This window comes from Ktedonobacter sp. SOSP1-85, assembly GCF_016587415.1.
In the GTDB taxonomy this organism is placed as follows: Bacteria; Chloroflexota; Ktedonobacteria; order Ktedonobacterales; family Ktedonobacteraceae; genus Ktedonobacter.
The window spans coordinates 2406911-2419047 of record NZ_BNJI01000001.1 but is presented as its reverse complement, the minus strand read 5'-3'; the positions used below and the strand labels follow the sequence as shown (position 1 = coordinate 2419047).

At 56.3% G+C, this 12137-nt stretch carries 11 protein-coding genes; 9 read left to right on the top strand and 2 right to left on the bottom strand.

The window, feature by feature from the left end; genetic code table 11:
- Positions 1 to 12: 12 nt before the first annotated feature.
- Positions 13 to 552, bottom strand: a complete 540-nt coding sequence (locus KTE_RS10120) for a DNA-3-methyladenine glycosylase I (protein WP_201380679.1) — start codon at positions 550 to 552, stop codon at positions 13 to 15.
- 317 nt (positions 553 to 869) lie between these two features.
- On the opposite strand from KTE_RS10120, the gene KTE_RS10115 reads away from it, so the two are divergent.
- The 5 genes from KTE_RS10115 (at position 870) to KTE_RS10095 (ending at position 5907) form a co-directional block, all read left to right on the top strand.
- The gene (locus tag KTE_RS10115) at positions 870 to 1526 is read left to right on the top strand and encodes a hypothetical protein (protein ID WP_201380676.1); all 657 of its coding nucleotides are present in this window, start codon (positions 870 to 872) and stop codon (positions 1524 to 1526) included.
- 235 nt (positions 1527 to 1761) lie between these two features.
- Positions 1762 to 2463, top strand: a complete 702-nt coding sequence (locus tag KTE_RS10110; protein ID WP_201380675.1) for an RNA polymerase sigma factor — start codon at positions 1762 to 1764, stop codon at positions 2461 to 2463.
- Entirely contained in the window at positions 2460 to 3443 is a 984-nt protein-coding gene (locus KTE_RS10105; protein ID WP_201380673.1) for a zf-HC2 domain-containing protein, read from the top strand. Before KTE_RS10110 ends, KTE_RS10105 begins: the two co-directional genes overlap by 4 nt.
- A gap of 287 nt (positions 3444 to 3730) precedes the next feature.
- Complete coding sequence (locus KTE_RS10100) at positions 3731 to 4552, top strand: alpha/beta fold hydrolase (RefSeq protein WP_201380671.1); 822 nt, start codon at positions 3731 to 3733, stop codon at positions 4550 to 4552.
- Positions 4553 to 4722: 170 nt separating this feature from the next.
- Complete coding sequence (locus KTE_RS10095) at positions 4723 to 5907, top strand: acetyl-CoA C-acetyltransferase (RefSeq protein WP_201380669.1); 1185 nt, start codon at positions 4723 to 4725, stop codon at positions 5905 to 5907.
- A 63-nt stretch (positions 5908 to 5970) separates the two neighbouring features.
- Here the strand turns inward: KTE_RS10095 and KTE_RS10090 are convergent, their stop codons facing one another.
- Positions 5971 to 7230 carry an MFS transporter gene (locus tag KTE_RS10090; RefSeq protein WP_201380668.1) on the bottom strand — a complete coding sequence of 420 codons (1260 nt, stop codon included), beginning with the start codon at positions 7228 to 7230 and terminating at the stop codon, positions 5971 to 5973.
- A 327-nt stretch (positions 7231 to 7557) separates the two neighbouring features.
- On the opposite strand from KTE_RS10090, the gene KTE_RS10085 reads away from it, so the two are divergent.
- From KTE_RS10085 to prmA, 4 genes are all read left to right on the top strand, one after another.
- Positions 7558 to 7845: a hypothetical protein gene (locus KTE_RS10085; RefSeq protein ID WP_201380667.1), complete on the top strand. Its 288-nt coding sequence runs from the start codon at positions 7558 to 7560 to the stop codon at positions 7843 to 7845.
- Between the two features lie 83 nt (positions 7846 to 7928).
- On the top strand, positions 7929 to 9659 hold the full coding sequence (locus KTE_RS10080; RefSeq protein WP_201380666.1) for a methylmalonyl-CoA mutase: 1731 nt from the start codon (positions 7929 to 7931) through the stop codon (positions 9657 to 9659).
- A gap of 238 nt (positions 9660 to 9897) precedes the next feature.
- Positions 9898 to 10812: a GNAT family N-acetyltransferase gene (locus tag KTE_RS10075; RefSeq protein WP_201380665.1), complete on the top strand. Its 915-nt coding sequence runs from the start codon at positions 9898 to 9900 to the stop codon at positions 10810 to 10812.
- A gap of 268 nt (positions 10813 to 11080) precedes the next feature.
- Entirely contained in the window at positions 11081 to 12001 is a 921-nt protein-coding gene (gene prmA / locus KTE_RS10070) for a 50S ribosomal protein L11 methyltransferase (protein ID WP_201380664.1), read from the top strand.
- Positions 12002 to 12137 lie beyond the last annotated feature (136 nt).

The window sequence follows — 12137 nt, the reverse complement described above, 5'->3', positions numbered from 1 at the left end:
TGGCGTACGCGGCTACTGCTGATACCAGGGGGGATTGAGGGTCAGGATCTGGTGGTAGATGGGGCAACTGTCCTGGTGCGCTCCGGGCAGATAGCCTGTGCTCATGAGAAATTCATTGACGATCTCACCACCCGTAAAAACAAAGTTCTTTTTGAAGAGTTTGACCCACTGCTCCTTATTTAGAGGATGATGAAGCGTGAGCCAGTTCGCGAAGGAGCCATGCTGCTCGCGCAGGACAACGAGGCGGCGCGCATTCTCAATCACAGCGCGCACCTTCAATCGATTGCGAATGATGCCTGCATCACTGAGGAGCCGTTCTTCCTCCTGAGGGCCATAGCTCGCAACTCGATCAAGATCAAACCCTTCGAAGGCGCGTTGAAAGTTCTCCTTCTTCTTTAAAATAGTCTGCCAGGAGAGACCTGCCTGGTTGATCTCCAGGGCCAGGCGCTCGAAGAGGGCGGCGTCAGTGGCGAGGGGAAAACCATACTCTTGATCATGGTATGCCTGGTGCAGCGGATGCTCGCGGGCAAAATCGCAATAGCTCTGAGCCATAGGTTCGTGTGTCCTCTTTTCTCTCGACCAAAGGCCCTTCATTGGGAAGTGCCTATCTGTTTATTAAGCAATTTGCTCGTCTGTAGCGTAAATACTTCGGCTTTCTCTGTCAAGGTAGGACTAAATTACTGTATAGAGTAGGTAAAAAGTCACCATTTCCTGTGCCTGGCGCTCTGCTGCGTTGGAATAGAGTGAAAGCGCATAGACGCCGAAGGTTGACGTTGATAGTGGAGAGGATGCGTAGTGTAGGGTCCATGCTTGCATGGACTTAGATAGAATCAGATATCTGTATTTGGGACGACGAAGGAGCTGCAAGCATGTTAGCAAGTATTCGTGATCTTGCGATCATGGGTGTTATTTTCTTATTATTTTTGATCGTCGCAATTATTGCCCTGGTGCGCTGGTCAAAACGGATCAAGTACATCCGAACGTGCGAATTATTGGACCTTGAGCACGAGCTTGAGAAGATGCAGCGTGAGGTGCCGAATTACGCGGCGGCTCTGGTAATCGTTGATGTGGCTGTAGGAATTATCTTTCGCTCGAAGATCTCCCTGGTCCTCCTGGAGGGTATAGGTGTCGTCAATATCGTCTATTTGATTGTATTGCTTGTAGGCGTCGTAGGGTGGGGAATGATGGCGAGGCGTTGGCAGAAGATCCAGGCGCAATTGCCGATCCAGGAGATTCGTGCGCAGATGTCGATGCAGGCGCAGGTAGGCGAGCAGGACATAGGGCTTCAGCAGCCCTGGCAGGCTCTTCCAGCTCCTATGCAGTGGCCAAATGGCCAGATGGATGGCTCGCAGGGGATGTGGCAAAATGGGGTGGCCCCTGAGGCGCAAAACCAGTGGCCAACGGGTGGACAGATGGCGATGCCGCAGGGCCAGTGGCAAGGCCAGCAGGAGTTCGACCAGCAGAATCAGTGGCAGGCCACTCCCATGCCCTCCTGGCAGCAGAATGGCTCCGGCCAGAACTGGTAAAAATTAAGTACCCAGATAGAAAAAGCCGCTCTCTTCGTCGAAGAGAGCGGCTTTTTCTATCTGGGTACTTGGGTTTCATTGCTCAGCCGTAAAAGTAGCCACACTCCAACGTGAGTATGGATAGGTAATATCAATTCAATCCTGTGAAGCAAACCTCCTGGGTATAGTGTTGTGTGTCGCAGGCGTGAGTAGTGAAGGCTTCACAAGTTCCTGGAAAAAAGGAGTAAACAGCGGTATGTTTCCATCGATGGTGGTTCCTGCTATACTACAGGTGCGCCCTGAGCTATGTCTGGAAGAGACTGAGCAACGAGAGAAAGTAGCAGCCAGCATGCCTGTGGAAAAATCCGCGGATCGACCAGGAGATAGAGCGTTTAGCGATGAACTGGCCCTGGAAAAGCTCTATGAACAGTTCCGACGCCCCATACATTCCTATGTCTATCGCCTGCTTGGAAATATGGAAGACGCCGATGATATAACACAAGAGGTATTTATACGCGCGTGCAGTGCCTGGGATGGACTCTATGAGCGTGATCATTTGTCGTCCTGGCTGTATCGGATCGCGACCAATTTATGTGTTGATCAACTGCGTCGACGCAAACGTATCTCCTGGTGGCCCCTTTCACGCCGCTCGCGCCAGACCGAAAATGACGATGACGTGAGCGATGACGCCTCCCTCCTTTTAGCCGATAGTGGTGGTATCCCAGAGATCGCTGAACGTGAGCATATCCGCCTGACCCTGGCCAATATGCCCGAAGAGTATGCGGCGGCGCTTGTGTTACATGCTGCGCAAGGGGTCCCCTACCAGGAGATCGCAGCTATTATGGAGATCTCACCCAATGCCGCCGCTACGCGCATTTCCCGAGCCAAAAAGATGTTTATGGAACAGTACAAGCGATTGAATAAGAGTAATGCGAGTATGCAGGAGCGGCGAAAATGAATGACATTTTTCTCCCTCCCCTTCCTGCGGGACATGAAACCGATTCCCGGGCCTGCGAGATTGTCCACCTCTACCTGGCTGTGTGGGATGATCTGACGCCAGAGCAGCGACGAAGCGTCGCCTTGCATGTGCGTGGGTGTGAGTCGTGTACACAAGAGATGCGCCAGGTTCAGCAGGCGACACGCCTGGTCGCCGACCTCCCTTCTTCACAGCCCTCCGAGCGTGTTGATGTCGCGGTTCGGGCCGCGATAGCCGCGCGCGCACAGGGGCGCGGCAAAACGAGTGACGAGTCGCGCCCGGTAGCCTTTCCAGAGAGACGCCGTGCGCACGCGAGAGCACGCTGGCGCTCTGCGATGTTGGTGGCGGCCGCGCTGATGGCTCTGGGAGTGTTACTGGTCTCTTATCTCTTCTTCCTACGCTCCGCGCAGGAGTTCCAGATCCCATCTCAGGTAAGCTGGAACGGCTATGTGCTCTACCATATCCAGACGCAGCAGACAAGTGATGGTGCATTCTACCAGGTCAAGACCTACCATGATTTCACCAATAATATGTTCCATGTAGAGACGGTTATGGATGATAAGCTGGATGTCGTAGCGGTAGGCAACGCCCAGCATGGAGTCCTGGGCAAAGATATGATGAATCGCGTGGTGCAATGGGATGCCGCCAACTGGGTCGATAGCGACTCTATGTTTGATCTGCAAAAACTACGGGCAGATATTGCGGCGGGGCGCGCCAGCTACATCGGCAAGGGAACCTTCCAGGGACGAGAGGTCTACCAGATTCGCTACCAGAATGGCGATATTATTCTGCTGGATATGCATTATATGCCCGTCAATGTGCTGGAGCAGAAATCTTCATCCAGCGAGAAGCCGATGTATGATACCCTTGAAGTGCTCACGCAGCAGCAGGTCCCTGAGAGCCTCTGGGACATGCAGGTACCCCCTGGCTTTAAGATGGGCGAGTTACCGCAAAAGCCTTAGATTTGTCCGAAAAGTTTGTAGGGCCCATGCTAGCATGGGCCCTACAAACTTTTGTGGTATTACCGGGCCCTGTTTCTGTGCCGTTACGCGATAATCAAGGACATGAGATCAGGCTCTCTATTGCGGCGTGCAATACCACGTGCAGCAGGAAGAGGCCGGCGCTTTTTAGCCATTTCATCATCGGATGTTCCTCCCTTGCACGAGTGCGACACGGACCGATTGCATATACACAAGGAAGCGCAAAAGGTGATATGATGAGGAAATCAAACTTTGAGGGGAGAAGATTCATGTCAATCTGGTCCGAAGGCGATCTGCAGCTCGATGATGTTCGTATTCATTATTACCGCACGGGCGCTGGAGAGAAACCGCCGCTGGTGTTGTTGCACGGCTTCAGCGATAATGGGCTGTGCTGGAGCGAGGTGGTGCGGGAATGGGCGAGCGACTTTGATATCATTCTGCCCGATGCGCGCGGGCATGGGCTCTCCAGCGGCTCGGCGAGCGGGAACTATCGGCAACGGGCCATGGCGGAGGATGTGGTAGCGCTCATCCAGGCGTTGAACCTGGGCTCGGTGCGGCTGGGCGGGCATTCGATGGGGGGCGGCGTGGCAGCAGTGGTGGCCAGCGAGTGGCCTGAGCTGGTGCGGGCGGTCGCGCTGGAGGATGCTGCGCTGTTTATACCACGCGAGCAGCCGACAAGTTCACAGGAGGAGGGCCAGAGGCGCCATGGCTGGTTGTTTGAGGTGCGGACGCAGAGTCTGGAGGAGCGCAAGGCCGCTTGTCAGAAGAATACCGGCTGGTCGGAGGTCACAGTAGAGCAGTGGGCCATCTCGAAAGACCAGCTCAATATGGCCATCCTGTCCGCCGGCCCTGCGCCCGTCATCGGCGAGCGTTCGCCTATGGAGGTCCTGACCACCATTCGCTGCCCCCTGCTGCTGGTGACAGGCGACCCCACTCGCGGTGCCATGATCACGCCGGAGCAGGCGGCACAGATCCTGACCACACAGCCCCGCGCCCGCGAGCTGCATATTCCCAATACAGGGCACTGTATCCGCTATGATCAGCCACGGGCGTATGCGGAGAGCGTGGGGGAATGGCTACGGAATGTATGATCCGCTGTGCTGTAAGGGAGGTAGTGCCCCTCTCTTCCCTCAGGAGCGTAGCAGCCCAGCAGGAGGCCCCTACAGATTTGCCCCTTCTCGGTCATAAAAGATAGAATAAGATAGAAGTTTGCTAGACCCTATGGCCACATCGGCGTGGCATTAGAATGAGGAGAACTCGCATGACCGAAGAACATATTCCGGTAATCGTAGGCGCGGCAAGGACGCCGACAGGCAAGTTCCTTGGTAGTCTCGCCAGTTTTACAGCCCCCCAGTTGGGAGCTATCGCTATAAAAGAAGCCGTAAAGCGCGCAGGAATCGACCCCAGTAGCCTGGATGAGGTCATCATGGGCAATGTCGTAAGCGCGGGCATTGGGCAGGCGCCGGGCCGCCAGGCCGCCATCCACGCGGGCCTTCCCGATGATATTCCCGCCTTCACAATCAACAAAGTCTGTGGCTCGGGCCTCAAAGCCGTCATGCTGGCGGCGCAGGCCATTCGCGCGGGCGATGGCCAGGCCTATATCGCGGGCGGCATGGAGAGCATGAGCAATGCCCCCTATCTCTTGCCCAAAGCGCGTACTGGCTACCGCATGGGTGATGGCAAAATCATTGACTCGGTGGTCCGTGATGGCCTCTGGTGCGCCTTTGAAGATATCCATATGGGCAATGAGGCAGAGATCATCGCCGAGAAGTTTAGCGTCACGCGCGAGGAGCAGGATCAACTGGCGCTGCGCAGTCACCAGCGCGCGGCGGCAGCCACAGCCGAGGGCCGCTTTAAAGAGGAGATCGTGCCGGTTGAGGTGCGCCAGAAGAAGGGTTCTTTGCTGGTGGAAAACGACGAGCCTATTCGCAGCGATACCTCACGAGAGGCGCTGGCGCGTCTCTCGCCAGCTTTTCTAGAGGATGGTACGGTGACCGCAGGTAATGCCCCTGGTCTAAGCGATGGAGCCTCGGCGACGGTCGTTGTCGACCAGGCCTTTGCGCAGGCGCAGGGTCTGCCCGTCCTGGCCCGTATCACTGGATATGCCTCGGCGGCCATCACTCCACGCTATATCTTTGCGGCCCCCACGCGTGCCGTTCGTCGCCTGCTGGAGCGCACTAGCATGCAGTTGAGCGACTTCGACCTGATCGAGGTCAACGAGGCCTTTGCGGCCCAGGCGCTTGCCAATGGCAAAGAGCTAGATTGGGATTGGGAGCGCGTGAATGTCAATGGTGGCGCCATTGCCCTGGGCCACCCCATCGGCTCCAGTGGCTCACGTGTCTTGATTACCCTGATTCATGAGTTGAAGCGCCGAGGTGGCGGTCGCGGCCTGGCAACGCTCTGCCTGGGTGGTGGCGGCGCGGTTGCGCTCTCCGTCGAGGTGTAGTTTTTTAATGAAGTAGCGTAAATAAACGCGGTGCAGGCTTTGCCTGCACCGCGTTTATTTACGCTACTTCATTTTCACATGCCATTGGCGTAGGCGTACCAGGAAGACTGTCCCCAGCCCTCCCAGGAGCAGTGCGAGCACGGTCCAGCCATAGACTACACTGTACGAGGAGTGAGTGATACCTAGCCCAAACAGCGGGAAGAGCACGATCATGGCCAGGCTAAAGAGTCCCGTTTGAAACGAGAGGACAGTGGCGCGCTGAGCCTCGGGACAACGCTGGTTGATATAGGTGCTGAGTGCGGGATAGAGTACGGCGGTCGCGGCCTGGAAGAAGATCAGGAAGCCCAGTAAGCTTGGAACCATCTGCGGTTGCATCATCAAAAGTAGGCCCACTGCCTGGGCTAGGACAGCCAGGGGCAGCAGCCAGCGCTCTGGAATCTTGCGCATCATCGCAGGCACCATGGCCGTGAAAAGAAACTGGCAAACTTTGCTCAGCGCGATGATCAATCCTATCGCGCTCAGAGCGAAGCCCAGGCCATGCAGTTGCAACTGGATATAGAAGTAGATTGTAGTGCCACAACTCTCCGTCAGCCCTGAGATCAGGATCAGTCCCAGGATCGCAGGTGTGTTCCAGACAGTACGCAGGCCGCTGCCCAGGTGCGCCAGGACATTAATGCGCTCCTCTGGCTGGCGCTCTTCTATACCCTCTGGCAGCAGACAGAGCGGTAGAATGGAGACCAGGCTGATAAGCGCGCCACAGATAAACGGCAGGGTTTGCATGATGCCGCCCAGATATCCTCCCAGCGTGGCGCCTATCATCTCACTTACCAGGCTGACCATCAGCGTCCAGCTCATGAGCTTGCTATATAGCTGTGCTTGGCGTTGAGCATCGGCATAGCCAGTCAGGGTCCAGAGCAGAGCATCGTTAGCCCCACCCAGGAAAGCGAGTGAGATGCCCGAGAGCGCGAATGCCAGGAGCATAAAGGGTGCTGTGGGATGAAGATAGAGTAGGCTATCTACTGCGCTAATCACACAGTAGAGAATCAGGCTTTTGCGGCGTCCCAGCAAGTCCGCGAAGATCCCGGTTGGCACCTCGGCGACGAACTTGGCGATGTGAAAGGTCATTTCAAACAGACCAATCACAAAGGGGCTATATCCCTGCGCCGCCAGGTAGATCATCCAGATAGCGCTGGTCAGCTGTACGCGCGAGGATGCGGTATAACCAAAGAAAGCGGCCAGCCAGCGCCGCCAGGGACGCGGCTCAAGCACACTGGTAGCTAAAGTGTTTCCCTCCGCTGAGGATTCCATAACAGAGTCATTCATAGGTTCAGGAACTCCCTCTCATGAGATAACAAGTAAAAGCAAACTACAATGGGTCCCTCTTGTGAAAGCAAGTCAACAGACGTGAGAGAGTACCTGGCGCGGATGGCTACACGGACAAGGGCAGCATAGAGCACACGCGATGTCTCATGGAAGGGCAGGAAAAGGCAAAGGAACAGAGGACGAAAAAGTAGCCATGCCAAAGGCAGCAGAATCTACCGCAGAACAGGAATGTCCTGAGAGTGGAGGCTCGGCGCTACTTCTCGCCGCATAAGCGCTACGCCAGGCTTATGCGGCCACCACATGGCCGAGGATTGATGGAATGAGGTGATGATGGGCCAGTCGCCCGGCGCTGGCGCGCGCGGTGACCTGACGCATATGCTGTCTCGTCATATACTTGAGAATAACATGCCCTCAGTTGCAAGTCAAGCGCTATTTCTGGCCCCTTCCGGCTCGCAGCCTATCTCTCTTACCCTTAAAGGCTCTGCCTCAGGGTGGGAGTATGTGATGGTGGGCCTGGCGAAGCCAGGCCCACCATCACATACTCCCACCCTGAGCGCCGCAGGCGCGAAAGGGGATACCCCTACATCTTCTTGCCTGAGGCGTATGGTACAATAGGGATGTTACAACTATGAAATGAATCGTCTATCTGCGTTTCAAATATGCCATTGCCTTTATGCATATGAGGAGAGCTTGCGAAGATGCTTGAACAGAAATCGACAGAGCCAGAGTTGCCTGAGGTCGAACAAGGGACGCTCTTTGATAAAGAAGAACTTGACCGTTTGCACGTGCAACGCACACAATGGGAAGAGGGCCTCGTCAAGAAGTCGGTGGAGCGCATCCCCGAGCAAGACAACCTTATCACCACCTCTGGTGTGCCTATCGAGCGACTCTATACACCTGGGGATGTGCGGGGACTGGATTATCAGCGCGATCTAGGCTATCCCGGCGCCTATCCCTATACGCGTGGCGTTCAGCCAACCATGTATCGCGCCAAGCCGTGGACCATGCGCATGTTCGCGGGCTTTGGCACCGCTGAAGATACCAATAAGCGTTTTAAGTATTTATTGCAGCAGGGTCAGACAGGCCTCTCGGTGGCCTTCGATATGGCGACCCTCTACGGCTATGATACCGATCATCCTCTGGCGGCGGGCGAGTTTGGCAAGTGTGGCGTCGCCATCTCCTCGCTTGCGGATATGGAGGTTCTCTTCGAGGGGTTGCCCCTGGATAAAATCACCACCTCTATGACCATCAATAGTCCTGCCTCGGCCATCTGGGCCATGTATATCGCGAACGCCGAGAAGCGCGGCTTCTCTATGGCGCAACTGGGAGGCACGCTCCAGAACGATATCCTGAAGGAGTATATCGCGCAGAAGGAGTTTCTCTTCCCGCCAGAACCCTCGATGCGCCTGGTGACAGATACCATCGAGTTTGGCACGCGCCATATGCCGCGCTGGAATACCATCAGCATCAGCGGCTACCATATCCGCGAGGCGGGCGCGACCGCTGTGCAGGAGCTGGCCTTTACCCTGGCCGATGGCCTGGCATATGTTGATGCCGCCCTGGCGCGTGGCCTGAAGATCGATGAGTTCGCGCCCAGGCTCTCCTTCTTCTTTGATGTGCATAATGACTTCTTTGAGGAGATCGCCAAGTTCCGCGCTGGCCGCAGGCTTTGGGCGCGCTTGATGAAGGAGCGCTATGGCGCGAAGGACCCACGCTCCATGATGTTGCGCTGTCATGCGCAGACGGCGGGCGTCTCCCTCACGGCCCAGCAGCCTGAAAATAACATTATCCGCACCACTATTCAGGCCCTGGCAGCGGTCCTGGGTGGCACCAACTCGTTGCATACCAACTCGCTTGACGAGGCCCTGGCTCTACCCACAGAGAGCGCGGCCCTGATCGCCTTACGCACGCAGCAGGTCATCGCTTCTGAGAGTGGCGTGACCAATACTATTGATCCCCTGGGTGGCTCATACTTCCTTGAGGAATTGACCGAGCGCACCGAGAAGGCCGCGCTGGAGTATATTGAGCGCATCGATGCCCTGGGTGGCGTGCTGGCATGTATCCAGAATGGCTTCTTCCAGCGCGAGATCGCCGAGTCCGCCTATCGCTATCAGCAGGAGATCGATCAGCATAAGCGCACGATTGTGGGCGTGAATGATTACGCCATCGAAGAGCATATCAAGGTACCGACGCTCTACGTGGACTACGAGGGCGAAAAAGCCCAGATCGCGCGGCTGGCACGCGTGCGCCACGAGCGTAACAATCAGGCGACACAGCGGGCTTTGGAGAATCTGAAGCGTGTCGCTGAAGGCACTGAGAATACTATGCCTGCCATCCTTGAGGCGGTAAAATCTTACGCCACGCTTGGTGAGATCATGGATGTCTTCCGCGACGTCTTTGGCGATTATATGGAGCCCGCTGTCTTCTAGCATGCCAGTTGTATGCATGTCGGCAGCGTGAACAGCGGTGAGAACCAGGGGCGTAAGACGGTGTACCTGTTTGATCTGGAGTGGTACAATGTCTTGCGCCCTTTGTATATGTCTTCTTCTCCGAACCCCCTGAGCGCGCTTGTCCCCGAATGGGGAAGCGCTAGACACGCCAGTGGCGCCTGCCCCGAATGGGGGTTGGGTTTCGGAATAAGATCTATAGAAAAAGAAAGAGATCTGGATGCAGCAATACTCTGGCCTGGTGAAAAGGCGCGGTCTGACAGAAGACGAATTGAACGCTGTCACGCACCTTATGGAACTCTGTTATCAGCACGATCAGTCGTGGGTGAGGGTGAACGTGGGCGATTTGCGTCATCCAGCTGGCTTACTCTGCCAGAGCTTCCTGTACTATGAGGATGCTCTCCTGGTTGGCTACCTGGGAGTTGAAGGGTTGGGAGCGAGTGTGCGCGAGGTAACGGGTATGGTTCATCCCGCGTACCGCCGGAGAGGTATTTTTCGCCAGCTCCTGGCCGCGGCCCGACTGGAGTGTGAGCAACAGGATATCGCCAGGCTGCTCCTGATTACTGAGCAGGGATCGGAGAGCGGGAAGGCCTTCATCGCTTCGACTGGTGCGCGCCTTGAAATGGCTGAGCACGAGATGATCTTACAGCAGTTTCAAGATCACTATGTGCTCGATGATCGTTTGCTGGTGCGCCAGGCGGAGGATGATGATCTAGAGGGCTATTTGCAGGCGGTCTCGACGAGCTTTGGTGAAACGGTTGAGCGCAGGCGCCCCCTCGTGACGCTCTTCTGGCATAATCCCAAGTTTCGCTTCTACCTGGCGACCTTTGGCGAGGGCGAGGTAAGTTGTCGCGAACCGGTTGGCTGCTTGCGCCTGGATATCCATGAGGCCGAGGGACGCATCGGCATCTATAGCGTTGGGGTCATTCCCGCGTACCGGGGGCGTGGTTATGGGCGCCAGATGTTAGAGTCTGTGCTGCGTGACATTCCTGAGCGCGAGCAGAAGGTGATCACCCTGGACGTGGAGACTGACAACACGCCCGCGCTCCAGCTCTATCGCTCCTGTGGCTTTCGCGTCGCGCGCACCTATGCGTACTACGCCCTGGACCTGGTCCCCGCAAGCACAAAAGTATGATAGGCGATGTAGTGTGCAGGTGAAAAAGAAAAGCGGGGAGTGCAGTGGGATATCAGCTTCACTGCGATCCTCCCCTTAAAAAGGGAAAAGCGGGGAGTGCAGAGGAATGTCAGCTCCACTGTGTCCCATTCCCCTGAAAAAGAAAAGCGGGGAGTGCAGAGGGGCGTCAGCCCCTCTGCGTTTCTTCCCCTCCCGCCGCAGGCGGGATGCATCCCTTTCAAACGAAATTGAACAGAATACTAGTAATGATGAGGCAAGAAAAACTGTTATGCATTGGTTAGAATTGACTGTTACAACTCATCCCGACGCTGTCGAATCGGTAAGCGAGCTGCTCAGCCGCTATACAACCGAGGGGATTGTGATTGAGGACCCGATTGAGCTGCTTGAGGATGGGCAGGCGTATCGCGTGCGCCAGGGAGAGCCTGTACAGGTACATGCCTATACGCCCATTGACGGGACCGAAGAGGAGATCAGCCAGCGGGTGCGTGAAGGTCTCTGGCACTTTGCCAGCATTGGTGCCCATTTTGTGGGAGAACTCCAGACGCGTGCTGTCAACGAAGAAGACTGGGCCAACGCCTGGAAAGAGTACTATCATGTAACGCTTATCGGTGAGCGGCTCGTAATTCGCCCTTCGTGGCGCGAGTATACGCCCAAGCCCGAAGAGGTTGTGCTAACACTGGACCCTGGCATGGCCTTTGGGACCGGCCTGCATCCCACCACGCGCATGTGCCTGGAGCAACTGGAGAAACGAGTCACGCCTGGCATGCGTATTCTTGATGTAGGCACTGGTTCTGGCATTTTGGCGATTGCCGCCGCCAAACTGGGGGCTGAGTTTATTCACGCCATCGATAATAGTAGTGTCGCAACCGAGAGCGCAAGCGAGAATGCAGCCTTAAACGAACTTGCAGAGCAGATCAAAGTTGAACTGGGCGAGCTGACGCCCGAGAGCGCCGGGCAGATGAAGGGGCAGTACGATATCGTCGTTGCCAATATTATTGCCCACGTCATTGGTGCCATCGCACCACAACTCGCAACAACCGTAGCGCCCGGCGGCCTGCTCGTCGTGAGCGGCATCATCGAGGCCCGCAGACCAGACGCCGAAGGCCCGCTCCTGGAGACAGGCCTGGAACTGGTGGAAGAGACCATGATCGAAGACTGGCTAGCCCTCGTCTTCCGCAAACGCGCCTAGTCATATGGCTGTCAAAAAGGGGAGGTGCAGGAGGGTCTCCCTCCTGCCGGGGAGTGGGGTGTCCCCCACAAAATCCCCCTTCTCCCAAAAAGGGGAGGTGCAGGAGGGTCTCCCTCCTGCCGGGGCATGGGGTGTC